This window comes from Streptomyces sp. NPDC051569, from assembly GCF_044454085.1.
Taxonomy (GTDB): domain Bacteria; phylum Actinomycetota; class Actinomycetes; order Streptomycetales; family Streptomycetaceae; genus Streptomyces.
In genome coordinates this window covers 81,056-105,270 of the sequence record NZ_JBITDJ010000013.1, presented here as the reverse complement: position 1 = coordinate 105,270, position 24,215 = coordinate 81,056, and the positions used below count along the sequence as shown (strand labels likewise).

Sequence of the window (24,215 nt, the reverse complement as noted above, 5' to 3'; positions counted from 1 at the left end):
GCCACGCACCCCCCACGGCGGCGAATACATCGCCCCTGGAACTACCCGCTGCTCATGGCCGTCTGGCGGTGTGCCCCGGCCCTCGCCGCAAGTACGGTCGTGGCTAGACCCGCCGAGACCACCTCTTGATTCGCTGACACTGCTCGCCGAGCACACGCGGGAAGGCACTGGGAGAGGGCATATTCCAGACCCTCCACGGCAACCGGGAGACCGGCAGGCTGCTGGCCGGGAGCGAGGTGGACATGATCGCGTTCACGGCGAGTGCCGCCGCCGGAGCTGATGTGACGGCTCGCGTCGGCACGAAAGCGCCTGAGCCTGGAGCTGGGTGGCAACAGCCCGGTCATCGTCCTGCCGGTCGCCCAGCGATACCTGGACCGAGCTGGGGAAGGCGACCACGTACAACGCGGGCCAGAGCTGTGCCGTTCGCGCGGGTTATCACCGTCTGCGAGAAACTACGACACAGCCGTGAGCCTGCTCACCGAGGCGGTGTGCGAGCGCTGGGCGTATCGCGACTTCGGCCCGCCCAGCAACGCCGACCAGGCGGCCCGCCACGGCCGGATCGTGGCGCCCTCCTCGGCGAAGGGTGTCGGCGACGGCCGAACAGGTCCTTGGCAACGGCGAGGACGGCGGTTCCTGGCGTCCCGCGCGTGTCCTCGTGGACCTGCCGGACGACGATCCGGCGGTACGGGAGGAAGTGTTCGGCCCGATGCTGACGGTGCAGTCTTTGGACACCGTCGAGGGCGCCACCGCGCCGGCGAACGGGGTACCGCAGGCGCTCGCCGCGACCGTGTGGACGCGGGACATCGTGATGGGACTCGGTCTCGCCTCGCCGCTGAACGCGGGGGTGACCTGGCTCAGCTGTTACCTTGTCCAGACGGCGGAACTGGCCCACGGCGGCGGTGGCACCTCGGGACACGGCACGGACGTCAGCACCCTGACCCTGCACGAATATCAGCGCCCGAAGACCATCACGGCCCGCGTGCGGCTCATACCCAGGTGCGCGTAGCCGCCCTGGAGACGCGGGTGCGGCCGGCGATGCCCTGGGCCTAGGTGTTCTGTCCACGGAGGTGGTGACGGATCCACGGTTAGGGGATCTTGAACGGGTGAGGGCCTTCCGGGTTCGGTGTGGATTGCGACATCTACCCGAACGACCTGAAGGCCCTCATGCCTCACCGTAATGCACCCCTGACCGAGGCCGGCCGTCTGCGCCTGTCCCGCTGCGTCGTCTAGGACGGCTGGCCGCTGAGGCGGGCCGCCGAGCGTTTCCAGGTTTCCAGGTCTCGCCCACCACGGCTCAGCGGTGGGCAGCCCGCTTCCGCGAGCGGGGCGAGGCCAGGATGGCCGACCCGTTCCTCCCGGCCTCGCCACAGTCCCCGCCGAACACCGACCAGGACCGAGCGGCGGATCATCAAGATCTGGTTCCTGCGCCGCTGGGGACCGGCCCTCATCGCCTACCTGCTCGGACTGAACCCCGCGACCGTCCACCATGTCCTGACCCGCTACAAGCTGGCCCGCCTGTCCCACCTGGACCGCGCCACAGGCCGGGTCATCCGCCGCTACGAACACGCCGCCCCCGGCGACCTCGTGCACGTCTACATCAAGAAACTCGGCAACATCCCCGACGGCGGCGGCCACAAGGTCGTCGGCCGACAGGCGGGCCGCAAGAACCGGGCCAAAGCCGGGATGAGCTTCCCGCACAACGCCGTCGACGACCACTCCCGCCTCGCCTACAGCGAAATCCTCACCGACGAAAAAAGGAAACCGCGTCGGATTCTGGCAACGGGCCCACGCCTACTTCACCACTGCCGGCATCACCGTCCAGCGGGTCCTGACCGACAACAGCGCCTGCTACAAGTCACACCTATGGCGCAACCACCTCGCGGATCAAGGCATTTCACACAAGCGCACCCGCCCCTACCGGCCACAGGCAAACGGCAAGGTGGAGCGGTTCAACCGGACCCTCCTGGACGAGTGGGCCTACGCAAAGCCCTACCGCACCGAGACCGAACGACGCGACGCCTACCCGCAATGGCTCCACACCTACAATCACCACTGCGGACACACCGCACTCAAAAGCCAACCACCCGCCAGCCGTGTCCCCAACCTCACGGGTCAGTACACCTAACGCCTTCTACGAAACAAGTGCTCTCAGAAGGGCTTTGTTTAGCGCCTGATGTCCGTCAGTGACCAGGTCGCTGACGGACATCACGCTTGGGAGGCAGCTACCCGTCGGTCAGTCTCGATACGGCCACGGCGAGGGCCACCGCCCCAGCGATGAGGGTGAACAGCACCTACTTCTCCCCGGGATGGCGGCGCTTCTCAAAATGGCTCTACTTTGTGGTTCGATCAGTATCCGTTGAGCCAGTTGTAGACGTAAACGCCTACGGCTGCAGATGAACCCAGGCCAAGGATTCCCCAGAGGATTCTGAATCTGTCGGGCGAGAAACTGGGGCCAGGTGGGCCGCCAGGGGTAAACGCGCACGCGAGGTCGTAGGCGCGCATCCCGAGGTTTCTGTAATCGAAAGCGATGATGAAGCCCAGTATCGCCACCGCCGCCGCCCATATGACGTGAATCATCGTAGGTTATTCCCGCCTGTCCTTTATGTGGTTAATCTCGGTTTCTAATCTTGGGAGCTCTGCTTAATTACCACGTGAAAAGCTTGTGCACTCCTGTCACTCCGGAGCCGAAGTTCGCCTCTGCCCCGTATCCAGCTCCAACGCCCTGAGTAAAACTGTGGACTATGTCGCCGCGGGAATTTCTTGTGCCAAATGTTCCTCGATGGCTTCCGTTGAATGCGAGGCCGTATCCAACGGTTCCGCCCATTCCCGCAGCTTCGCCCCGAATCTGATCGATGTCGTCGGCATTGCTGTATACGGCGGACAAGGTTGCTGCACCGCCTACACCGGGGCCGACTTGCTCTTCAAAGGTACCGCTGAGGCTGTAGTCGGTTTTTCCGTCGGGTCGTTTTGTGCCAATTATGCATCCCGTGAATTCGATGCCGAGGCCGATAGCGCCCCCAGCGCTTACGCATATTCCTGAGGTGTTGCTATATGTGGAGGCGTAATCGAAGGCGTCCTTGGTGCTCTCCTTGGCATTTTCCCAAGCATTGCTCCAGTTTCCCTTGGTGATGCTGCCGAAGATTCCGTCTTCCTTGCGGCGTTGTTCTTGTGCGGCTTTCGCTCGGTCCGCTGCTCGGGCCTCGGCTGCCGCCTTGGATGCTGCCGCTACTTTTGCGTTGTAGTGGTAGACCTTGTAGTTGGAGGGGTTGGCCTGGTAGGCGGCGTACTTTTTCTGGGATGCCTTGTCCTTCTTGGGGGTCTGGACCCAGACGTATTTGCCGTTCTTCAGGACGTAGCCGGCGTTCATGCCTCGGTCGCGGGCCCAGGCGTCGTCGGCTGACGCGCCGCCGTCGGTGGGGCCGGCCGGGCGGAGGCCGGTGGGGTCGGATTTGGTGACCGGGTTGTTGTGGGCGTAGCTGTAGGCGTTCATCTGTGCCGGGTCACTGAAGTCTATGACCGGGTCGACGGAGAGGAAGCGGCCCAGGGTGGGGTCGTATTCGCGGGCGCCGAGGTGGGTGAGGCCGGTGGGGTCGTTCGTGCCTCCGACGAAGCCGCGTGTGCCCGGCAGTTGGGCGCCCTGTTCGGAACGGGTCTGGCCGAAGGGGAGCTGCTTGCGTCGGGTGATGGCCAGGGTGACCGCGGCCACGGCCGTCATCGCGGTGCCCTGGTGGTCGGAGATGAGGTACGCGATGTCGGCGCCAGTGCGGACCGCGACCGTCTCGTCGTTGTGGTCGTAGTAGCGGGTGCCTGTCTTGGTTCCGTTCGCGGCGACCTTGAGTTCGTTGCCGCCGGGCAGGGTGAGGGTCTGGCTGCCGTCGGCGTCCTTGGTGATCAGGCGCTGGCCTGCGGCGTCGTACAGGTAGCTGGTGGTCTTGCCGCCCTGGGTGAGGGTGGCGAGGTGTCCCTCGCTGTCCCAGGTCAGGTCCTGGACGGTGGCACCGATGCTCCGCTGGGTGGTGTTGCCGGCGTCGTCGTAGGCGAAGGTGCTCGTGCGGCCGTTGTTGGCACCGCCCGTGACGCTCGCCTGCTGGACGGCGTGCGGGCGGTCCGCCTTCGGTGGTGGTGGCGTCCGAGCCGGCCAGTGCTCCGGTGCCGTGTTCGATGAGTGAGGTGCGGTTGCCGAGGGCGTCATAGCCGTAGCTCTGCCAGTAGGCGTCCGGACCGCCGACGGTGGTGGACGAAGGTGCCTTGGCGCAGTCGGTCGTCGCGGTCCATGCCTCGGTGAGCCGGGCCAGGGGGTCGGTGGTGAAGCACTGCGTGTCGACGGTTCTGGCGGTGTCCTGGCCGCTGGCCGTGGTGATGCCGGTGACGTTGCCCGCCGGGTCGTAGGCGTAGCTGGTGTCGTCGATGCGCTGGGGTGCCAGGTCGCGGTCGGTGGTCTGCCGGGTCGTACGCCCGGTGAACTCGTCGTAGACCTGGGTTTTGTAGACCTGCTTGCCCAGTGCCCCGAATTCGGTACGGGTGGGGCGGGAGTACACGTCGTACAGCGTGTTGGTGACAAGGACGACGCCCGCCCGGCTGGTGCGGATCGGCAGATCGTCGCTGTTGTAGTTGGTCGTGATGCGCTCGGAGGGGACGTTGCCAACAGCGGGGGCGAGGCTCCAGTCGGGCTGACCGGTCTCGGCGCTGTAGCCGTACGTCCAGGTGTAGGCGCCGGCCAGGCCGCCCGCCGCGGCAGGGACGGTGACCGTGCTGGAGGTCGGCTGATAGCGGTCGGTGAAGCCACCGGTCGCGGTGGTGTAGGCGGCGCCGTTGACGTAACGGGTGCTGCTGGTCAGCTGCCCCTTGGCGACGGTGTCGTAGGTCCACTCGGCCAGCGTGCTCGTGCCCTGCTTGAGCTTGGTCCTGCGGCCGATGTCGTCGTATTCCGTGGTCAGCTTGACCGTGCGGGCGTCGGTGGCCGATTCGACGCGCCCCAGCTTGTCGTACTGGGTGGTCGACGGCCCCTTGTCGGGGTCGACGGTCTCGGTCTGCTGGCCCCGGTTGTCGAAGGTGTACGTCCAGGTGTTGCCCGAGGGATCGGTGACGGTCTCGGGCTCGTCGTACTTCCCGTAGTGGTAAACGGTCTTCTGGGACGTCTTCCGCTCCGCGTCCGTGTACTCCAGCCGCTCTGTCTGCCGGCCGCGTCCGTCGGTGACGACCGTGGTGGCGATGCCGCCCATCGGGGGGATCACGGTGGTGCGGTCACCGTCGTAGAGCGTGCGGGTGCGCCACTTCTCGTCGCCGAAGGTGCGGGAGATCGCGTCCGTGACCCGGCCCGCCCCGTCATAGAGGTTCTCCGACGAAGCCGGAACGGTGTTGACCGCGGCCGTCGTCAGCGTCGTGGAGGGAGCGCCCTTGGCGTAGTACGGGGCGTAGCTCTTCGCTGCCCACCCGCGGGTGTCGTAGTGCGTCTCGGTGACCACCCGGTCCTGCGTGCCGACCGCGACGGACTGGGTCTCGCGCTCGCGCAGCAGACCGTCGTAGAGGGTGTGGCTGACCCGGTAGTTTCCGTCGCGCTTGAGCGTCCTGGTCGTGACGGCGTTCGCCTCGACACGGGAGATCTTGTAGCTGTACTCCATGGACGGTTTGGTGGCGTGGGCTGCCTTCGACCAGGCGGGGTCCCAGACCTTGAGAACGCGGCCGAGTCCGTCGTGCACGGCGTCGGTTCGCTTGCGAGGTCCTGCCCCTGCGCGACAGGAAGTTGTGGTTTGGCCCGGGCCAGGGCGCCGAGGCCAAACCGGACACCAGAGCGGCGTAGCTGATCGTCCGGCAAACGAACATCAGTCGACTCTGATCAACGGGACATCATTTTAGAGAGCCCTGCCGATCAGAAGCAGCAACAGTGTCAATCCGGGGCCGAGAATTTCGGCGTTCGGAGTGCAATTCGATATGGAAGGCCCGAATTTCCCACCAGGTGCATCCCATCGGGCGTGTGCTTGATCCGCCAGGGATAACGCGACAGCCCTTAGCCGGCCGCGCGGGTCGATCGGGGTCGAGTCCGGACATGAAGAGGGTCACCTTCCGAGGAAGGTGACCCTCTTCTCATGCCGTCCCCCGGCTCATGAGTGCTGGTACGCCACCAGCGAGATGCCCACGAAGTGCACGGCGAAGGCCGCCAGGGTGAAGGAGTGGAACACCTCGTGGAAGCCGAACCACCGGGGTGACGGGTTGGGGCGCTTGAGTCCGTAGATCACGCCGCCCGCGCTGTAGAGCACCCCGCCGACGATCACGAGCACGAGGACGGCGATCCCGCCGGCGTGCATGAAGTCGGGCAGGAAGAAGACGGCGGCCCAGCCCATCGCGATGTAGCACGGGGTGTAGAGCCAGCGCGGGGCGCCGACCCAGAAGACCCGGAACGCTATGCCCGCCGCAGCCGCCGCCCAGACCGCCCACAGGAGGGTCCGGCCGGTCGAGTCGGGCAGCAGCAGCATGGTCAGGGGGGTGTAGGTGCCCGCGATGATCAGGAAGATGTTCGCGTGGTCGAGCCGGCGCAGTACGGCTTCGCCGCGCGGACCCCACGTACCACGGTGGTATATGGCGCTGACCCCGAACAGCAGGCACGCCGTCAGGACGTAGATCCCGCAGGCGACCCGGGCGCGGGTTGAATCCGTGAGCACGATCAGGGCCAGTCCAGCTATCAGCACGGCCGGGAACATCCCCGCGTGCAGCCAGCCGCGCAGTTTCGGCTTGACCGGGGTCGGCAGCTGGATCTCCACCGGCCCTCCTCCGGCCTGCTCAGGCCCCCCGCCGGGCCCCCCTTCGTGCTGCTGGGACTTCGCGATCGGATCGGACGCGGAAGGAGTCATAGGTTCATGTTACCTACGCCTCCGTAGGTTAAATTTTCCGGCAAATCGCCCTGAAAGGCGGGCTGTCCGGCGTGCGGAAGCGGCCGGTGTGCCGCATGGTTGGCTCCCGCCTCCGTGGCCATGCTCACATGTGAGGCCCTCTGGACAGATGGGCGCGTGAGTCGGATCATCAAATGAGTGCGGTCGGCACCGGATGAGCGGCTACGAAGCATCCGGGTCGTGGCCCCCAAGGGGCAGACAACCAAAAACCCTCATCAAGGAGCGATCGTGGCGCGCGACAACGCGGCTCCCACCACCCTTTCCACCCCCACCCACCCCAGCACCCGCCCCACCGCCCGCCCCACCAACCACCAGGAACTCATCTCCTGGGTGGACGAGATCGCGGCGATCACCCGGCCGGACAGGGTCGTCTGGTGCGACGGTTCCGAGAGCGAGTACGAGCGCCTGTGCGGGGAGCTCGTCGCCCAGGGGACGTTCAAGAAGCTGGACCCGGTCAAGCGGCCGAATTCCTACTACGCCGCCTCGGACCCGTCCGACGTGGCGCGCGTCGAGGACCGTACGTTCATCTGCTCCGAGAAGGAGGAGGACGCGGGCCCGACCAACCACTGGAAGGCCCCGGCCGAGATGCGCGACATCTTCACGGGTGAGCGGGGCGTCTTCCGTGGTGCGATGCGTGGTCGGACCATGTATGTCGTGCCGTTCTGCATGGGCCCCCTGGGCTCACCGCTCTCCGCGATCGGTGTCGAGCTCACCGACTCCGCGTACGTGGCGGCCTCCATGCGCACGATGACCCGCATGGGGCAGCCGGTCCTGGACGAACTCGGCTCCGACGGCTTCTTCGTCAAGGCGGCCCACACCCTCGGCGCCCCGCTCGCCCCGGGCGAGGCCGACGTCCCGTGGCCCTGCAACCCCACCAAGTACATCTCGCACTTCCCCGAGTCCCGCGAGATCTGGTCGTACGGCTCCGGCTACGGCGGCAACGCCCTGCTCGGCAAGAAGTGCTACGCGCTGCGCATCGCGTCCGTCATGGCCCGCGACGAGGGCTGGCTCGCCGAGCACATGCTCATCCTCAAGCTGACCCCGCCGCCCGGCGCCCCCGCAGGCGCCAGGTACATCGCGGCCGCCTTCCCCTCCGCCTGCGGCAAGACCAACCTCGCCATGCTGGAGCCCACCGTCCCCGGCTGGACCGTGGAGACCATCGGCGACGACATCGCGTGGATGCGGTTCGGCGAGGACGGCCAGCTGTACGCGATCAACCCCGAGGCGGGCTTCTTCGGCGTCGCGCCGGGCACCGGCGAGCACACCAACGCCAACGCCATGAAGACCATGTGGGGCAACTCGGTCTTCACCAACGTCGCGCTCACCGACGACGGCGACGTCTGGTGGGAGGGCATGACCGAGGAGCCGCCCGCGCGTCTCACCGACTGGAAGGGCAACGACTGGACCCCGGAGTCCGGCACCCCCGCCGCCCACCCCAACGCCCGCTTCACCGTCCCGGCCGGCCAGTGCCCGATCATCGCGCCCGAGTGGGAGGACCCCAGGGGTGTCCCGATCTCGGCGATCCTCTTCGGTGGCCGCCGCGCCTCCGCCGTACCGCTGGTCACCGAGTCCTTCGACTGGCGGCACGGTGTCTTCCTCGGCGCGAACGTCGCCTCCGAGAAGACCGCCGCCGCCGAGGGCAAGGTCGGCGAGCTGCGCCGCGATCCGTTCGCCATGCTGCCGTTCTGCGGCTACAACATGGGTGACTACATGAGCCATTGGCTCAAGGTCGGCGCGGACAAGGACCCCTCGAAGCTGCCGAAGATCTATTACGTGAACTGGTTCCGCAAGGACGAGGCGGGCCGGTTCGTCTGGCCCGGCTTCGGCGAGAACAGCCGCGTCCTCAAGTGGATCGTGGAGCGCCTGGACGGCACGGCCGAGGGTGTCGAGACCCCCATCGGCATCCTCCCGACGAGGGACTCCCTCGACACGGACGGTCTGACCCTGTCCGGCGCCGAGGTGGACTTCCTGCTCTCGGTCGACCGGGAGGTCTGGCGCGAGGAGGCCGCGCTGATCCCCGCCCACCTCAACACCTTCGGCACGCACGCGCCGAAGGAGCTGTGGGAGGAGTACGAGGCGCTGGTCAAGCGCCTGGGGTGAGCCCCGGACGACGAGTGCGCCCGGATGGCGAGTGCGCCCGGATGAACAGCGCCCCCGGACGACGAGTGCCCCCGGACGACGAGTGCCCCCGGAGCCGGGCGTCGGCTCCGGGGGCCCGGCCGTGCTTACGCCGTCGACGCCCTGCGGCGCGCCGTCTCACGCGAAAGGAAGAATCCGACGACGTAGGCGGCGAGCAGCAGGGCCCAGGCGAGGAGTGCGTAGGGCCGCCAGTCCCACAGCGGCTCGGTGAGCCGGTCGATCACCGCCACGACGACGATGCCGAGGGCTCCGACGGCCAGGCCCGTGCGGTGCCCGGGGCCCGAACGCGCCGCCAGGGCTGTCGCCCATCCGACGGCGCCGGTGAACGCCAGTGCCACCACCGTCTCCGTCACCGAGCCCGTGGCGACGAAGGCGATCGCCAGGAAAGCCGATATCCCCGCCGCCGGGAAGACGCCGACGGCGATCGTCCGGCGCGTCAGCGACCGGTGCCTGTCGGCGCCGTCCGGCAGATCGCTGCGCGCGAAGTGCGAAACGACCGTGCTGCCTTCGAGGACCAGTGCCGACGTGAACAGCCAGTCGAGCAGCCAGAACGCGGCGAAGCCGTCGGCTTCCGGCTGGTGGCTCAGGCTGGACACGAGCAGGAGGATGACCGGCGGCCACCCTACGGCGTGAGCGGCCCAGGCGGGACGGCCAAGGCGCCCGGCGGCGGCGGCGCAGGCCGCGAGAAGGACGACGAGGAGGACCACGCCCCACCAGGTGACGGCGGACGTGAGGGTGTCGGAGCCGGGCGAGACCGGCACGTTGTTGCGCAGGTCCCACGGTATGAGCAGTGAGTAGCCGAGTGCTGAGAGCAGGCCGGCGGCCAGGGTGACACCGAGCGGGATGACGCGAGCGGGCATGAACATACTCCGGGACTGAAGCGAGACGGAGAAACAGAGCTGAAAAACGTGCGGGGGCGGTCGGAGGACCGCCCCCGCACGCCGAACGAGACGTGACACAGCGGCTCAGGCCCTTACCGTCGGGCTCGTGGGCCGCGCCAGGGGCTGACGCGGCGGTCACACGATGACGGATCGTCCTCGTACGGATCATCCTCGTACGGAGGATGTACCTCGACGGAGGATGTACGGGGGACGGACCTTAACGGCGCGGTGCCGGGAGGAACCTAGAAGAAGGCACTGTCGCCGAATTTGGATACCCCGTAGTGGAATCCGTTCGCAGCCACGTTGCAAGGGAAGGACACGAGCTTCGGTTCGCAGATCCGCTTCTTCATGTCGTAGAGAAAGCGGGTGTCGATCCTGTCCTTCCGAGCCCTTGTGGTGTTTCGGTTCTGCTTTCTGTAGTTGCGATATCCGAAGTCATGCCGCTGGCAAGGCATGTTGAACTGTTTCGCGTAGTTTCTCACGGTCGCGCTCATTTTGGTGTACCAGGGAGCCGAGCAGCCGTCGTCGGTCCAGACGAGGTCGCTTCGGCGGCCCTTGCGCTTCTTCTCATCCCGGAAGGCCCACAGACCACGGTCGAAGAGCCAGTAGTCGGTGGCTGAAGCCCTGCTTCCGGTGGGGGAGTTCTTCGCCGCTTTGCTCTTGGCCGTCGAGGACAGCGGCCCGGCTTCGCATCCGAAGCACAGGGCAAGTCCCTGGGGTGCGGTCATGACTTCGGTGCCGGTCAGTTGCCCGCCGAGTGTCGGGTCCGTCAGGTCGCCGACGGCGGTACCCGAAGCCGATCCGGAGGCGGGGACGCCGAAGTCCTGGGCCACCAGCTCCCCGGTACGGGGGATGAAGGAGACCTGTCCCTCGTCGCTGATTTCTTTCAGCTTCACGGCGACCGTGCCCTCGGAGTCGATCGAGGCGATGCCGTTCAGATCGTCCACGGTGGTGAGCAGGGTGCGGCTCACCTTGCCCGTTCCGTCCATGGCCCCGGTGAGTCCGTCGTCGGAATACCGGAAGCTCTGAGAGCCCACCGAGGTCCAGCGGTCGTCGGTCCGGCTCTCCAGCAGAGCGGCACGGTGGCGTTGCTCGGGGTCCAGCGTCCAGCTCTGCCTCCGGTCACCGGCGGTCTGCCGCTCCAGCGTGTCGCTGGCGTAGTAGCTGCTGATCAGGCCGTCGGGGGTGGCGGTGAGCCGGTGTCGACCGTCGTAGACATAGCCGGCGTCCACGATGCGTCCGGCGGAGTCGTAGACGTGCTCCACGCTGGTCGTCGGCTTGACGGGGCAGGAGTCGGCAGTCGCCGCCGCCTCACTCTCGCGGCTGCCGCCGCCGTCTGCGGCTCAGCCAGTGCCCATGGATCGTCCGCCTTCTCCGGCCCCGCACGCGGGCGTGATGCGGCCCGCAAGAAGCCCGAGTGCCCCCCGGCCGCGGGAGGCGGCCGGGGGGCACTCGGGACTGCGCTCGGCATGCGGTCGCCGGCTAGAGGAGGTCGTCCGGAAGGTAGCCCACCGTATATCTGTCGAACACGTCGAGGAGGTCCTCGTCCGCGTCCAGCCACACCTCCGGCGGCATGCGGCAGACCAGGGCCGTCAGCCGGACCAGGGCGGTCAGCCCCGGCAGGCGGCTGACCCGGTCGGCCGGCAGCGGCTCTGCCTCGGGCTGCTCGGTGGCGAGTACCCGCAGGCAGTCCTGCCGGGCGCGGGCCTCGTCGGTGACCGGCCGGTCGTCCGAGACGTGCCAGAGGCGCGTCGTCGGGACCGGCCGGCACGCGGCGACGAGACGCCGCCGCAGTGCCGGGTCCGCGCCCTGCCACGAGGCGGGGAGGGCCTGGCCGACCAAGGCCGAGGCGGCCTTCTCCTCTGCCTCGGACAGGCGGTCCGCGGGGACGCCCAGTGCGGTCAGCCCGTATGGGGTGTCAGCGTGCCAGTCCAGCAGCCACACGGCCCGCAGACGGTCTGTCACAGGCACATCTCGTCCCAGCCCTTGTTGTAGTTTTTGTCGTATTTCGCGATGGTGGCGTACCCCTTACTCCCTGACCCGGCCCGGCCGGTCGAGATCATGAACTCGCCCACACCCTTGTAGTAGTAGCAGGAGCCCCGCGGAGCCCAGTTGGCTACCTCTCGGGCTTTGTACACGCCCCCTCCCGTCTTGTAGCCGGAGGCTATCTTCTCCCAGCCGTACCAGCGCGACCGGTACAGCGAGATGCGGATGGAGTAGCTGCCCACCTTCTTCGAGCACTTCTTGATGTCGGCGTGCACGTTGATGCGGCCGTTGACCGTGTGCGAGGGGTGCGGGTTGTCCACCGAGAAGGTGCAGCACAGCTTGCCGGAACTGCAGTCGCCGCCGAGGTCGGTGCAGTTGTTGCTGTCGCCGGAGCAGTATTCGTATGGGTTGGCGTTGCCGCCGTAGACGGGGTCGACGGACAGGAATCGGCCGGTCGACGGGTCGTACTGGCGGACGCCCATGAGGATGGCGCCGGACGGTGTGTCCGAGTCCCGCATGTGTGCGGCCAGCCAGTTGTAGCGGGCCGAGGCCGTGCCCTCGCGGACGTTGCCGTACTCGTCCGTGTCGGCCACTGCCAGTGGCTGGGCCGGGTCGAGCGGCAGTGCGACGCCCGCGTCGCCGTGCAGGTCGGTGAGCTGGAGCACGGTGCCGCCGGAGGTTCCGGTGACGGCGGCCAGGTCGCCCGACAGGCTGGTTACGTTGCGGCTGCGCAGGTTCGCGGCTACATCCTCCACCGTCCAGGACGGGGTGTCCGCCCCGTTGCGGTAATGGTTCACCGAGCTCACCGAGACGGTGACCGCGCCCTGTCCGTCGAGGGTCTCAGCGCTCCAGGAGGCCAGGCGGCCCTGGGCGTCAAGGCTCCACGTCTGGCGGCGGTCGCCGGACGTCTGCTGGTGCACCAGGTCGTTGGCGTAGTAGCCGAAAGTGGTGCCCGGCTTGGTGAGTGTGCGCCCGAACGCGTCGTACGTGATGCCGGTGCCGGTCAGGCGGTCGGCCGCGTCGTACGTGTAATCCGTGGTCGTGGACACGGGCGTGCCGTCCTGGTCCCGAGTGGAGACCAGGCGTATGCGGTTGGAGTTGGCGTCGAAGCCGTACGTGCGGTGTTGCTGCCCGTACGCGCCGGACTCGTCGACGTCGGTGAGGCGGCCGGTGCGGTCGTAGCGGAAGACCTGACCGTTGCCGGCACCCGCGCTGCGAGTGCTGGAGCTCGTCTGGCCATGGACCGTCGGGACGGCCACGTCGGTGAGGAGCGCGATGCCGTCTGTCTCGCGGGTGTAAAAGCGTGAGGTGGTGAACCCGGTCTCGTCAGAGACGGTACTGAGCGTGTAGCCGCCCGGCAGGGTCTCGCCCGCGACGTTGCCGGACGCGTCGTACGTGGCACCGAAGGTGCCCGCGACGGAGTCCGTCATCGAGGTGGGCAGACCACGTGGGTCCTTGGCGGTGTCGTAGGCGTACGTCACCGTTGAGGGCGCGGAGTCGGAGACCCTCACCACGCGGCCGAGTGGGTCGTACTCAGTGGTGGTGACGTTGCCGGCGCCGTCGTCGTAGGAGACCCCGCGCCCGAGGGCGTCGTAGCCGTACGCGACTGTCTTCCCGCCGGCGGCGACGCTGGTCGGCTTCCCGCTGACCGGGTCGTACCATTATCGCGGTCTCAACCGCCAAGGACATTGCCAGTACGCCGGATATGCCGGATAGCCACCGCGGCAACACGGGACCTGCCGCTCTTTCGGCCGTCCCTCTGCGGGATCTCATGCCGTCTCCTCGTCACATCGAAACAAAAACGCCTTGATGAAGCCACATGGCGTCAGATGCACCAAATAATCAGGTCGTCTGGAACGAGGACGATTCAACCGCCTTGTCTTATACGTCCATTGTCATAAATTTGCGTCAAGTCTCCTCTCACACAGCGGATATGACGTGTCATCAGCGCAATGCCGTCAAGGCATGCCATCCATCTGTGCACGCCCCCTGCCGTCGCACGAGTCCCTTCCGCGGGGCGGTGTCCGCCGGAGACGTTCGGCCGGGCTCGGGTGATGGGTGTCCTCGGAGTCGCCCGTGGAACGAAGGTCACCTCGGTCGCGCGGATCTCCGCCGGGAATCATTTCCTGGCGGAGTCTTCGCCGGGCTGCCGGGCTGCCGGGCTGCCGGGCCGCCGGGCCGCCGGGCTACTCCGGGTGGGAGTGAGCCGGCTTTTTCCGTATCGGTGTGGGAGAGAATCCGCTGGATCTTCCGGCCCGGCCGCAGGAGGGGCACGGTGCCCTGGGCGGTGCTCACGTCCAGTCGCTTCCGGGCCGGCGTCGGGTCGGAAGCGGCCGGCGTCGGCCCGACGGCTTCGGGGTATCGCCAGGGGGGTAAGGGGCCTCAGCCGCCGAGCCGGCCTCGCACCATGCCGAGCATGGCGTCGAGTTCCGGCAGCCGCATGAGGCGGGCGATGGCCAGGAAGACCCCGGCCAGAACGCCTCCACCGGCCACCAGCGCGAGGAGTGACCCCCCGGCGGCACTGCCCAGGGTCGTGGTCATCGCGTAGGCCACCCCGCCGCCGGCGAGCGCCGCGGGCGCGGCGGCGGTGACCAGGCGGGCGTACGTGCGCACGACACGCGGGCCGTCCAGGTCGCCGCCGAGCCGCCTGCGCAGCCGCCGCCAGGCGACGCCCACGCCGAACGCGAAGGCCAGACCGTAGGAGGCGGCCATGCCGGCGACGGCCCACCGTGGGGGCAGCGCCACGAAGCACAGACCGGAGGCGGTGGCGTTGACCACGGCGACGATGACCGTGTTGTAGAAGGGCGTACGCGTGTCCTCGTAGGCGTAGAAGCCGCGCAGCACGACGTACTGCACCGAGTACGGGATGAGTCCGAGGCCGAAGGCCATCAGGACGTAGCCGATGCCCCGGGCGCCCTCGGCGCCGGAACCGGCGTACAGCAGCGTGGCCATCGGGACACCGAGCGCCAGGAAGGCGAACGCGCAGGGCACGATGGCGACGGCCGAGGTCCGCAGGCCGTAGGAGATGTCGCCGCGGATCGCCGCCGCGTCGCCGTCCTGGGCCGAGCGGGAGATCCGGGGCAGTACCGCGGTCATCACGGAGACGGTGATGATGGCCTGCGGCATCTGCCAGAGAAGCAGGGCGTAGTTGTACGCGGTGATGCCGGAGCCGGTATACCCGGACCGTTCCGCGAGGGAACCCGCCTTGGTGGCGAGCTGCGTGACGACGACCATGCCGAGCTGGTTGGCGAGTACGAAGAGAAGCGTCCATTTGGCGAGGCCCAGGGCCTTGCCGAGGCCGTGGCCACGGAAGTCGAAGCGCGGGCGGAGCCGGAAGCCCGCCGCGCGCAGGTACGGCAGCATGGCCAGCGCCTGCACCCCGAGGCCGAGCAGCGTCCCCAGACCGAGCAGCCGAACCCCTTCCGGAGTGACCGTCGAGGGGCTGACGCCGGAGTCGGTGAAGCCACCGAAAGCCCAGATGAAGCCCCCGAACGCCGCGATGATCACGATGTTGTTGAGGACCGGCGTCCACATCATCGCCCCGAAACGGCCGCGCGCGTTGAGGATCTGTCCGAGCACCACATGCGCGCCCATGAAGAACAGGGTGGGGAGGCAGTAGCGGGCGAAGGCGACCGTGACAGCCATACGCTCCGGGTCGGAGGCGATGTCCGGCGACATCAGGTGGACGAGCAGCGGGGCCGCCATTACGCAGAGCGCGGTGACGCCCGCCAGCACCGCGACGACCAGGGTGAGCAGACGGTTGGCGTACGCTTCGCCCCCGTCGTCGTCCGTCTTCATGGCCCGCACGAGCTGCGGGACGAACACCGCGTTCAGCGCGCCCCCACCCACCAGTACGTAGATCATCGTGGGCAGGACATTGGCGACCTGGTACGAGTCGTTGAGCGTGCCGACGCCGATCGCGGCGGCCATCACGAGCGTGCGCAGGAAGCCGGTGATACGGGAGACGATCGTGCCCGCCGCCATCACGGCGCTGGACTTCAGGAGGGTGGAGGAGCCGGCGGTGTCCCGCTTCGGCCCGGCGGCCGGCCCGGCGGCGGAATCGGCCGCCGGCTCAGCGGTGGTCGATACGAGGATGTCGGCCGCGCCGGGAGCGAGCGCGGGCCGCATCCCGCCCTCGTACTCGCGTCGGGGCCCGTCCGCGTCGGCGTTCGCGGCGGGCAGGCGCAGGGGGAGTGTGTCGTCCGCCAGGAAGGCCCGCTCCGGGCCCTGGCCCTCGGTCTGCTCGTCCGGCGCGCTCATGCCTGCCTCACTCTGCCAATACTCCGATCATCAACGGCCTTGCCGCGTTCGAGGGGACACCCTTTCATCTTCTGACGATCCGACAAATTCGCTCGGCGAGGGGAGTCGTCACCGGTCGCGCCGGTACGGGTCCGCCGTCACAGGTCGTACGGAAACAGCCCCGGGAAATCCGGTCAACGCGCCCGCTTGGGCTTGGGATTGGACTTGGGATGGGACCCCGGCTTGGGCTTGCGATGGGGACGATGCGGGCGGATGAGGGTGTCCAGTGCCCCGACGCGCGCGAGGATGTGGGACCGCCCGTCGCGCTGCCGCTCACCCGCGCACCACCAGACGAGCTGCCCTTCCGCGTCCCGTGGATGCGCACCCAGGCCGTGCTCGGTGCAGAGCGGCCAGACCTGCCACAGGCACTCGATGACGGTCTCCTGCCCGGCGTCGGCGACGGCCGCCAGGGCGGAGGCGGCGTCGTCCGCCGAGGACGGGCAGAGGTAATTGCCGTGCCAGTCGCCGTTGGCCAGGGTGACGCAGACCTGCTCCGCCTCATCCCCGCCGACAGGGGGGAGAGCCCGCAGTCGCAGGGGTTTCTGCTGGGGGAGCGTCACCGCCAGGTCCTGGTTGAGAAGGGCGAGGGCCCGGTCCCACCACGGGTATTCGCCCGGCGCGACGTGACGGGGCTCGGGGAGATCGAAGAACGCGGGCACGGGGACCACCATCCGGGGGCGGGGTACGGAGTGGGCACAGCCGAGGTGTCGTTGTCAGTGTGACGTGCACGACGGTCACCATGCGCGGTGACGCGGAAATCTGGCACAGACGACGCCGACCCCGAGCCGCGATCAGCGCAGCTCACCGCGTCGACTCCCTGCCGCCGGCGAGGCGGCGATGCCACCATCGGTCGGAGCACCACAGCCGGCGATCGGCGAAGGGATCCGGCAGAGTGCGCCGGAGGTACAGCGTGTCCAAGGACCTCACCCGGCGATTCAGCTCGGCGCGGGCCCGGGTGGGGAGTCGACGCAGGACCTCTTCGAGTATGTCGCGGGCGTGCCTCACGTCGTCGAAGGAGCAGCCACGGCACGAACACTCCGCGTACCGGGGCCCGATACCGTCGCAACGCACGGTCGGTGGCGCCGGGGTGGACGTCGTAGCAGACGGCGAGCCCCTCCACCTGGTGCACCGCGAGACTGGTGCGAGCGGAGAGCCCGTGGATCCGATCAGGGGGAGGGCTGCCCCAGGCACGAGGCCCAGGCCGTTCGGTGCGCAGGGCGCCAGGTTCGGTGCGCAGGGCGCCAGGCCGTCTACGCGGCATGGGCCTTTCGGTACGCGGTCATGAACGTCATCCTGTCAGTCCCCACCCGCTCCCGGCCAGGGGGTGACGGACACACCTCAGGCCGGAGTCGCTTCGGTACGGGCGAAGACGCCTTTCAGCATTCCCGTCGCCTCGCCCACCTCGATCAGATACCCGTCGGGGTCGCGCAGATAGCAGCGGACCTCGGCGAGGCGGTCGATCGGGGGCGTCAGGAATTCCGCCCCCTTGGAACTCCACTCGGCATGGCAGGCCGCGATGTCGGCGACCCGGATGTTCATGAAGCTGGAGACGGTGTGGGGGTCCTGGGGCGTCACCAGCGTCACGTCCGGCTTGTCGGGGGTCGGGCCACCGCCCGGGTTCATGATGAGCCAGCTGTTGGCGAGCTTGATGATGCACGGGTTCTCGGCGAGAACGACTTCGCCGCCGAGCACCTCGGTGTAGAAGCGGCGCGAACGCGGTACGTCGGCCACCGTCAGGAAGTGCGTCAGCAGAATGCCCTCGGTGGGAGCCGGCAGATCGTCCCTGTTCATGCGCGCGCCTTTCGTTGCCCTCCGCGATACGGGGCCATTGTCAGTGCCCTGGACCGGAACGGCGGCGGGCCACGCCGATCCCGGTGGGCGACCGGCTTCGAGGAGGGTATGGAGTGGTGTGACCTCCGGTGAGGTGCGCCAGGCTGGGCCCCGCCCGGACGACGGCCACGACAGGATGAGGCGGTGAACTCACCCTCCCCCCGGACCCCGCCCGACCTCTGGCACGGGTACGGGCGCACCCGCGCGGGCACCGACCGCGCCGTACCGGACCGTCTCTTCTGGACCTGGTACCAGGACAGCGGCCCCGGCGCCGAACTCCTCGGCGAGCTGACCGGCCGCGTCGTGGCCGACCTCGGCGCCGGACCCGGCGGACAAGCCGCTCACATCGCCCGCGACTTCTGTCCCGCGCGGATCGACGCGATCGACAGCTCGCCCGCGCAGCACGGCTTCGGACAGGACTTCTACGGTCATATCTCCCGGCTCCGCCTGGTCCTGGACGACACCACCGACCACCTGCGCTCCAGGCCGGCCTCGTACGACGTCTGCTACTCGCTCTTCGGAGCCCTCGACTTCACCGATCCCCGACGCCTCCTGCCGGCCGTCGCCACCGCCCTCAAACCCGGCGGCACCCTCGTCTTCTCCACCCTCGCGCACTACCGGGGCGGCGCCCCGCCCGAGTCCGAGGTACGGGCCGCCGCCGTACCGGCACGCCTCGCGGACGGGACCGGGACCACCATGAGCCGATGGGTCCTCGACGCACCGGTCTGGGAGAAACTGCTGACCCGGTACGGGTTCACCGGCATCGTCAGAGAGACGTACGGCCCCACCGGCGATGACGAGCGGCCGCCCATGACGACGCACATCTACCGCGCCGTCACCACGGCTCCCGTACGGGCATGAGCCGGGCGCCCGACCGCGCGCCGCCCGCGCGCCAGCGGTTCCGGCCCTGCCCCTGGGCGCCCGGGACGTCCCCGATCCGATCGGCCAGGGCGACGAAGCGTCCAACGACTGCGCCGTGCTGATCGAGACAGGCACGGCGCTGCACTCCGCGTAACTTCTCGGCGCCGGTCAGCCGGACGCGGCGGACAGGATCACGTCCACGAGCCTGTCCGCCGCGTCCGGCCTTCCGTGCCCCCGGGCCCGCTCCGCCATCGCGGTCCGCCGGACGGGGTCCGTGAGGAGCGGGCTCACCGCGTCGCGCAGGATTGCCCCGGTGACCTCGCCGATCAGGGCCACGGCGGCACCCGCGTCCTCCAGGTGACGGGCGTTGTGAGCCTGCTCGTTCCCCGCAGAGGAGGCGAGCGGGATGAACACCGCCGGTTTGCCGAGGGCGGTGAGCTCGGCGAGCGTGCCCGCACCGCTCCGGGAGACCACGACGTCGGCCAGAGCCAGGACATCGGGAAGCTCCGGGCCGACGAACCCGGTGAGGTGGTACCGGCCGGTCAACTCCGGAGGCAGGGACGCCGCGTGCTGACGCAGGGCTTCGACATGGGCCGGTCCGCACTGGTGGATCACGTTCGCGTGGCTCAGCAGCCACGGCAGCGAGTCCCGGATCACGGCGTTGATCTGCTGGGCCCCCTGCGCGCCGCCGGTGACGTACACGGTCGGGAGGTGCCGGTCGAAGCCGCGCAGCTCCAGCGCCTCGACCGCCTTGTCGGCGTGCCCGGCCAGTACTTCGGGGCGGATCGGATTGCCGGTGACGACGGCGGCACCCCGCACCGACTCCGGCAGGAGCGGCAGCGAAGACTCCGACGAAACCGCGATCCTCGTCGCCGAGCTCGCCAGCTTTCGGTTGGCCAGACCCAGTCGCACGGTCTGTTCGTGGAGGACCAGTGGGCGGCGGCACATGCGGGCAGCCAGGCCCGCCGGGACGGCGACGTACCCGCCGGTGGCCAGTACGACATCCGGACGGAAGCCGGCGACGATCTTCCGGGCCTGCGCCACACCGAGCGGCACCCTGGCCATGTCCCGCACGTTGGCCGGGCTCACCATTTTGAGGGGGTTGCTGGAGCGGCGGATCTTGCCCGTGGCGACCGTGGTGAACGCGATGCCCTCGGCCTGGGCGACCCGTGCCTCCAAGCCGTCCGCCGTGCCGATCCACAGCACGTCGAGCGTTCCCCCCTCAGCCGCCAGCCTGGCCCGCAGGGTTCGGATCGCAGTCAGGGCGGGGTACGTGTGGCCGCCGGTCCCTCCCCCCGTGACGATCAAGCGGAAGGTGCGCGGGAGACGGGAAGCACTGTTCATCCGGCGCACGCTACCGGGTCTCCCGGTCCGCGCGTATCCGGCGGCTTGCCAGGCGTGGGTATGGGGGACGTCGCGTCAGAGTTCGGTGGCCTCGGGGACGAGGTGGTCGTACTCGCCGGCCTTGACGGCGAGGATGTGGGCCAGCATCTCCTTGTCGGTGAAGCGGAGGGCGCCGTCCAGGTCGCGACGCTTTGTGTCGCCGAAGGCGACGCCGCCGTGGATGGGCATGATCTGGACGCAGTCGTTTCCTGAGCCCGCACTGAACGAGGACTTCTCCCACTCGCCGTCGAGCGGCGCGGCGTACAGGGCGTCCTTTGGATCGCTCACGGGAGTTCCTTCTCGATCTCTTCGATGAGTCGGATGCTCTCTTCCTCATCCAACACATGGTCTGTCAGGTCGGCGAATTTTCTGCGTGTGCGACGGACTTCCGCCGAATCGTCCTGGAGGGTTTCCCCTCTTACGCGTTCCTGCGACACGACGCTGCGATTGTCGGCGCCAGGGAAGTCAATGATGGTGAAGGGAACACTTGAAATGCTTGCGGCTCCAGCGGCGAAGGGAATCACTCGCAGGTTGATGTTCTGCTGCTTGGTGCTCTCCAACAGGTGGCGCAACTGAGCGCGCATGACCTTCGGCCCACCCACAATCGCCCGGAGCGCAGATTCAAGGCATAGGGCGTCAAGGGTGAGGGGGTAGCGGCGGGTGAGGACTGCCTGCCGCCTCAGCCGTGTTTCGACAAAGGCCTCACGACGCTCCGCGCTCTCGTGCTTCTGCCCGAAAGTAACGATCGCTTCGATGTATTCACGGGTTTGAAGCAGGCCTGGCACGTACGTTGCCGAGTGCATCGAGAGATGTTCTGCGGCGTCTTCGAGTGAGAGGTAGCGGTACGAGTCGCCCGTGAAGAGCGCCTGGACCTGCGGGCGTTCGTACCAGGCGCGACCGAAGGACTTGCCTTGGTCAATCGCCGCCACCACGGCGGCGCGCTGCTCGACGCTCGCACCGTAGGTCGTCAGCATCTCTTCGAGCTGCTCCGGGCTGGGGTACGCCTTGCCTCGTTCGATCTTGCTGATGTTGTGGCGTGAGCAGTTGAGGCGTACGGCGATGTCGTCCTGTCGGAGACCGGCCTGTTCGCGTAGTCGCGCCAGCTCTTCGCCGACCTTGCGCATGGCGAAGATCGCGTTGGCATTGACGCTGACGGGCACTTGGTTTCCCTCCCAGATGGCAAGAGCTGCCAGTGACAGCAGCGTAGCGCTCGCGTAGACGCTCATGACTCTTCTGGGGTTACTTCACCCGAGAGACTTGCGCGCGACGAGTCGCGCGACCCACACTCATTCCATGCACACCGCGAAAGCGACCGACTGCGGTGTGTAGTCCTACGTCATGCGCGGCCCGACTCTCCGGGACCGTGTCCGGAGGGTGTGGATCGTGAATCTGCGTCGTTATGTCCTGGCGTTCGAGCGTTACCCGTGTACGGCGCCCGCCGTGGGCCAGGCCAGAGCTTTTGCCGGGCGTGCCTACGCGCCCTTTCCCTGGGTCGACCACGACCTCCTCAAGCTGCTGGTGAGCGAGACCGCCACCAACGCCGTTCTGTACGCCGGAGGTGGCGGATTCGACCTGATCTGCCATGCCCCGGTCGCGAGTTCGGTCCAGATTGAGGTGCATGACCGGAGCAGGATCGAGCCGCGGCGGCGTGAGCACACCGACTGGGACTGCCACGGCAGAGGGCTGGAACTGCTCGACGCCCTCGCTCCCGGATGGTCCGTGGTCACCACGCCGGCCGGCAAGGGCCTGATCTTCACCCTGGAGGGAAGTCCGTGTCAGATCGAAGCGACGACCACCGGCTGACCGACGTCGACTCGCGCGACGACCCCCGCTATGTACGGCTGCTCAAGCGGGTGCTGCTGGGTCTCGGCGGCGCCGTCCCCCTCGCCGCCGAGCAGGCCGCTGAAAAGGAAGTTGGAGCCATGCACGCGTCCGCGTCGCCGCCACCGTCGCCGCACCCGCCCGCCGGTGCGGCATCGCCGCCCCGCCGTGGAGCCGGGGTCGCCGGATTCTTCACGCGCCATCTCGGCGGCGAGTTGAACGTCCTGCTCGTCAGGTCCACTGCCGGGCACCGCCGTTGGCGGCTTCCCGGTGGTCAGGCGCTCGTCGACGAGGCGCCGCACCTCGCCTATCTGCGTGAGGTGGGTGGAGAGGCCGGGCTGCCGCTCTCGCCGCCCGAGGAGATCCTCGCGATCGACTACCTGCCCGGGACGGGTGATGACGTCGAACGCGTGGAGATCGTCTTCAAGGGTGGTGAGGTGCCGGCTGATGTGCGGGTCCGGCGGTCCTCGGAGCCGGAGTTGTGCCGCTGGGTGCCGATGCGGGAGACCGACGACCTCTGCCCCGTACCGGAGCGCGACCGCGTCCGTGCCGCCTTCGAGGCGTGGGTCACGGGCCGCGCGGCGTACCTCGTGGGCGGCGAGCGCGTCACCTCACGGCTGGGTTAGCGTCACCGCCGCGGTTCGGGATGAGGCCGGAAGGGCAACCCGACCTCATCCCAGCCGGGGCGGGTCGGGAGTTGTCGGCACGACGGCTCCGGTGACGGCGTCCAGCACGAGTACGCGGGTGGAGGGGGCGGCCGTGGACTGTGAAGAGGGGGCGCCGTCGCCGGTGTCATCCTGGGCAACGCCATCCTGGGAGGGAGCGTCCGTGGCGCCAGGGGGGCCGACGCTCAGCGTCCAGTAAGGGCGCCAGTGGCCGGTGTCGTCGGTGCGAGCCAGAAGTTCATCGGAATGGACGACATCACCCCGGAACCGGCGGGTCGCGATGGCGTGAGCCTGCCGCCGGTCGACGCGGACCGAGGGCAGCTCGGGGTCGGGAACGTGACGCGCGGTGAACGAGATGATCTTGTGGTCGGGGCCGACGAGAACGTCCATTCGCATGGGCATCAACACGCCGTCCTTGCGGGAGCGCCAGGAGACCAGCCTTGAGGCTTGCTGAGGGCCCGAGGCGCTGACGGTCGTACGGCCGGCGAGCGCCCAGGGAAAGTGGTCGTGCACGAAGGCGATGCCGGTCTTGAGGGCGGTACTGTCGCTGACAGGTGCGGTATCGGGACTGAGCGCCGGACTGATGGGCTGCAGTAGGCCGGAGAACACCTCACGGGAGGGCCACTCGATGTCGAGGACACCGCGATCGGTATTGGCCGAGATCCGCCCGGGACCTCCAGGGGGCCCGGGGAAGAACCGCACCTGTTTGAGATCAGCCTGCTCGCCGAGGAACTCTGTGGCGGCTTTCCGGGCGACTCCCTCCTGTTCGGCGGAGGCGGTGTTCGCCCATGCCACCTCTGCCATCACGAAGGTGACGGTGAAAGCGGCGGTGACGCCGATCGCGGCGAAACCGGCGGCGAACCCGACGAGGGAGCGGCGGACTTGATGCCTGCTGATGAGGACGGCGACGTCCCGTCCGTCACGGGCGGTGTGCCAGTACAGCCCAGCAGTTGCGACGAGGGCACCGATGAAGGCGCCTGTGCTGTTGGTCCACAGGTCGATGCTGTCGCAGGAGCGGCCCATGCCCGGGGTGAGTGCCTGCGCGACCTCGGTGGCGGCCGACAGGACAACGCAGGCCAGGGTGACCGGAATTGGGCGGCGGGTCAGCCAGGTGGCCAGGGCCGCCAGAGGGACGAAGAGAAGAACGTTCAACAACCCCTGGGTAGTGAACGTCCCGGCGGCGATATTGATGAAATTGCGTTCAATGAAGCAGGTTGCGGAGGCGGGTGCGTTGGGAGAAATCGGGTAGAGAGTGGCGGTTGTTTCGATGGCGAGCGCCGCGCCCACCAGGGCACACGGGAAACCGGGTTTTCCGAGACGGCGCCCCAGGAAGTAGGACGCCAGGGCGGCAATCAAAGAGAAGGCGACGACGGTCGCCAACATTCCTTGATTGCCGTTGAATATCGCCTGAATCATGCGGGTCGTTTCCTGGTCTTGAGCGGGAAAAATCGATGCGGGTGCGG

20 protein-coding genes and 4 pseudogenes are annotated in these 24,215 nt (G+C 68.3%); 7 read left to right on the top strand and 17 right to left on the bottom strand.

Features of this window, described 5'->3' with window-relative positions; all coding sequences use genetic code 11:
• Positions 1-54 precede the first annotated feature (54 nt).
• The 3 genes and pseudogenes from ACIBAE_RS19590 to ACIBAE_RS19580 all read left to right on the top strand — a co-directional run bounded on the left by ACIBAE_RS19590 (position 55) and on the right by ACIBAE_RS19580 (position 2,125).
• Positions 55-129, top strand: a complete 75-nt coding sequence (locus tag ACIBAE_RS19590) for a hypothetical protein (protein ID WP_399286984.1) — start codon at positions 55-57, stop codon at positions 127-129.
• A 454-nt stretch (positions 130-583) separates the two neighbouring features.
• Positions 584-1,006, top strand: coding sequence for an aldehyde dehydrogenase family protein (locus ACIBAE_RS19585; protein ID WP_399286810.1), 423 nt, complete (start codon positions 584-586; stop codon positions 1,004-1,006).
• 158 nt (positions 1,007-1,164) lie between these two features.
• Positions 1,165-2,125, top strand: a pseudogene (locus ACIBAE_RS19580) (IS481 family transposase).
• A gap of 221 nt (positions 2,126-2,346) precedes the next feature.
• On the opposite strand, the gene ACIBAE_RS19575 reads toward ACIBAE_RS19580, so the two are convergent.
• The 5 genes and pseudogenes from ACIBAE_RS19575 to ACIBAE_RS19555 all read right to left on the bottom strand — a co-directional run bounded on the left by ACIBAE_RS19575 (position 2,347) and on the right by ACIBAE_RS19555 (position 6,848).
• Positions 2,347-2,577 (bottom strand): hypothetical protein, encoded by a 231-nt coding sequence (locus ACIBAE_RS19575; RefSeq protein ID WP_399286807.1) that lies wholly within the window; start codon positions 2,575-2,577, stop codon positions 2,347-2,349.
• Positions 2,578-2,644: 67 nt separating this feature from the next.
• Positions 2,645-3,490, bottom strand: coding sequence for a hypothetical protein (locus tag ACIBAE_RS19570; protein ID WP_399287003.1), 846 nt, complete (start codon positions 3,488-3,490; stop codon positions 2,645-2,647).
• A pseudogene (locus ACIBAE_RS19565) lies at positions 3,491-4,192 on the bottom strand (RHS repeat-associated core domain-containing protein); the annotation flags it as partial.
• Positions 4,193-5,042: 850 nt separating this feature from the next.
• Positions 5,043-5,222: pseudogene (locus tag ACIBAE_RS19560) on the bottom strand (hypothetical protein); the annotation flags it as partial.
• A gap of 879 nt (positions 5,223-6,101) precedes the next feature.
• Positions 6,102-6,848 carry a hemolysin III family protein gene (locus ACIBAE_RS19555; RefSeq protein WP_399286804.1) on the bottom strand — a complete coding sequence of 249 codons (747 nt, stop codon included), beginning with the start codon at positions 6,846-6,848 and terminating at the stop codon, positions 6,102-6,104.
• A gap of 267 nt (positions 6,849-7,115) precedes the next feature.
• Between ACIBAE_RS19555 and ACIBAE_RS19550 the strand changes: the two genes are divergently transcribed.
• Positions 7,116-8,987: a phosphoenolpyruvate carboxykinase (GTP) gene (locus ACIBAE_RS19550; RefSeq protein WP_399286801.1), complete on the top strand. Its 1,872-nt coding sequence runs from the start codon at positions 7,116-7,118 to the stop codon at positions 8,985-8,987.
• 125 nt (positions 8,988-9,112) lie between these two features.
• Here the strand turns inward: ACIBAE_RS19550 and ACIBAE_RS19545 are convergent, their stop codons facing one another.
• The 8 genes and pseudogenes from ACIBAE_RS19545 to ACIBAE_RS19510 form a co-directional block, all read right to left on the bottom strand.
• Positions 9,113-9,886, bottom strand: a complete 774-nt coding sequence (locus ACIBAE_RS19545; RefSeq protein ID WP_399286799.1) for a hypothetical protein — start codon at positions 9,884-9,886, stop codon at positions 9,113-9,115.
• Positions 9,887-10,149: 263 nt separating this feature from the next.
• A complete protein-coding gene (locus ACIBAE_RS19540; RefSeq protein ID WP_399286796.1) occupies positions 10,150-11,172 on the bottom strand; it encodes a phospholipase A2 in 1,023 nt (340 codons plus the stop codon).
• A 217-nt stretch (positions 11,173-11,389) separates the two neighbouring features.
• Positions 11,390-11,872: a hypothetical protein gene (locus ACIBAE_RS19535; RefSeq protein WP_399286793.1), complete on the bottom strand. Its 483-nt coding sequence runs from the start codon at positions 11,870-11,872 to the stop codon at positions 11,390-11,392.
• Complete coding sequence (locus tag ACIBAE_RS19530; protein WP_399286981.1) at positions 11,869-13,323, bottom strand: RHS repeat-associated core domain-containing protein; 1,455 nt, start codon at positions 13,321-13,323, stop codon at positions 11,869-11,871. The genes ACIBAE_RS19535 and ACIBAE_RS19530 overlap by 4 nt, the downstream gene beginning before the upstream one ends.
• 54 nt (positions 13,324-13,377) lie before the next feature.
• Positions 13,378-13,476 (bottom strand): annotated as a pseudogene (locus ACIBAE_RS19525) (hypothetical protein); the annotation flags it as partial.
• Between the two features lie 799 nt (positions 13,477-14,275).
• Complete coding sequence (gene murJ, locus ACIBAE_RS19520; protein WP_399286790.1) at positions 14,276-16,153, bottom strand: murein biosynthesis integral membrane protein MurJ; 1,878 nt, start codon at positions 16,151-16,153, stop codon at positions 14,276-14,278.
• A gap of 173 nt (positions 16,154-16,326) precedes the next feature.
• Positions 16,327-16,851 carry a hypothetical protein gene (locus ACIBAE_RS19515; protein ID WP_399286787.1) on the bottom strand — a complete coding sequence of 175 codons (525 nt, stop codon included), beginning with the start codon at positions 16,849-16,851 and terminating at the stop codon, positions 16,327-16,329.
• Between the two features lie 679 nt (positions 16,852-17,530).
• Positions 17,531-17,983, bottom strand: coding sequence for a VOC family protein (locus tag ACIBAE_RS19510; RefSeq protein ID WP_399286784.1), 453 nt, complete (start codon positions 17,981-17,983; stop codon positions 17,531-17,533).
• A 183-nt stretch (positions 17,984-18,166) separates the two neighbouring features.
• Between ACIBAE_RS19510 and ACIBAE_RS19505 the strand changes: the two genes are divergently transcribed.
• A complete protein-coding gene (locus tag ACIBAE_RS19505; protein WP_399286781.1) occupies positions 18,167-18,883 on the top strand; it encodes a class I SAM-dependent methyltransferase in 717 nt (238 codons plus the stop codon).
• Between the two features lie 168 nt (positions 18,884-19,051).
• Here the strand turns inward: ACIBAE_RS19505 and ACIBAE_RS19500 are convergent, their stop codons facing one another.
• From ACIBAE_RS19500 to ACIBAE_RS19490, 3 genes are all read right to left on the bottom strand, one after another.
• Positions 19,052-20,227 carry a UDP-N-acetylglucosamine--N-acetylmuramyl-(pentapeptide) pyrophosphoryl-undecaprenol N-acetylglucosamine transferase gene (locus ACIBAE_RS19500; RefSeq protein WP_399286779.1) on the bottom strand — a complete coding sequence of 392 codons (1,176 nt, stop codon included), beginning with the start codon at positions 20,225-20,227 and terminating at the stop codon, positions 19,052-19,054.
• Between the two features lie 75 nt (positions 20,228-20,302).
• Positions 20,303-20,554, bottom strand: coding sequence for a DUF397 domain-containing protein (locus ACIBAE_RS19495; RefSeq protein WP_399286776.1), 252 nt, complete (start codon positions 20,552-20,554; stop codon positions 20,303-20,305).
• Positions 20,551-21,492, bottom strand: coding sequence for a helix-turn-helix domain-containing protein (locus tag ACIBAE_RS19490; protein WP_399286772.1), 942 nt, complete (start codon positions 21,490-21,492; stop codon positions 20,551-20,553). The genes ACIBAE_RS19495 and ACIBAE_RS19490 overlap by 4 nt, the downstream gene beginning before the upstream one ends.
• A gap of 157 nt (positions 21,493-21,649) precedes the next feature.
• Here ACIBAE_RS19490 and ACIBAE_RS19485 point away from each other — a divergent pair, with 157 nt between their 5' ends.
• Positions 21,650-22,069, top strand: coding sequence for an ATP-binding protein (locus ACIBAE_RS19485; RefSeq protein WP_399286769.1), 420 nt, complete (start codon positions 21,650-21,652; stop codon positions 22,067-22,069).
• Positions 22,039-22,713, top strand: a complete 675-nt coding sequence (locus ACIBAE_RS19480) for an NUDIX domain-containing protein (protein WP_399286766.1) — start codon at positions 22,039-22,041, stop codon at positions 22,711-22,713. The genes ACIBAE_RS19485 and ACIBAE_RS19480 overlap by 31 nt, the downstream gene beginning before the upstream one ends.
• 45 nt (positions 22,714-22,758) lie before the next feature.
• On the opposite strand, the gene ACIBAE_RS19475 is transcribed toward ACIBAE_RS19480, so the two are convergent.
• Complete coding sequence (locus ACIBAE_RS19475; RefSeq protein ID WP_399286763.1) at positions 22,759-24,168, bottom strand: VanZ family protein; 1,410 nt, start codon at positions 24,166-24,168, stop codon at positions 22,759-22,761.
• Between the last annotated feature and the right edge of the window lie 47 nt (positions 24,169-24,215).

What these genes read in the sequence shown, in the direction of transcription:
- ACIBAE_RS19475 (WP_399286763.1), bottom strand. Translation starts at nt 24,168, where the DNA reads ATGATTCAGGCGATATTCAACGGCAATCAAGGAATGTTGGCGACCGTC.
- ACIBAE_RS19510 (WP_399286784.1), bottom strand. Translation starts at nt 17,983, where the DNA reads ATGAACAGGGACGATCTGCCGGCTCCCACCGAGGGCATTCTGCTGACG.
- ACIBAE_RS19555 (WP_399286804.1), bottom strand. Translation starts at nt 6,848, where the DNA reads ATGACTCCTTCCGCGTCCGATCCGATCGCGAAGTCCCAGCAGCACGAA.
- murJ (WP_399286790.1), bottom strand. Translation starts at nt 16,153, where the DNA reads ATGAGCGCGCCGGACGAGCAGACCGAGGGCCAGGGCCCGGAGCGGGCC.
- ACIBAE_RS19500 (WP_399286779.1), bottom strand. Translation starts at nt 20,227, where the DNA reads ATGAACAGTGCTTCCCGTCTCCCGCGCACCTTCCGCTTGATCGTCACG.
- ACIBAE_RS19570 (WP_399287003.1), bottom strand. Translation starts at nt 3,490, where the DNA reads ATGAACGCCTACAGCTACGCCCACAACAACCCGGTCACCAAATCCGAC.
- ACIBAE_RS19575 (WP_399286807.1), bottom strand. Translation starts at nt 2,577, where the DNA reads ATGATTCACGTCATATGGGCGGCGGCGGTGGCGATACTGGGCTTCATC.
- ACIBAE_RS19545 (WP_399286799.1), bottom strand. Translation starts at nt 9,886, where the DNA reads ATGCCCGCTCGCGTCATCCCGCTCGGTGTCACCCTGGCCGCCGGCCTG.
- ACIBAE_RS19490 (WP_399286772.1), bottom strand. Translation starts at nt 21,492, where the DNA reads ATGAGCGTCTACGCGAGCGCTACGCTGCTGTCACTGGCAGCTCTTGCC.
- ACIBAE_RS19530 (WP_399286981.1), bottom strand. Translation starts at nt 13,323, where the DNA reads ATGACGGACTCCGTCGCGGGCACCTTCGGTGCCACGTACGACGCGTCC.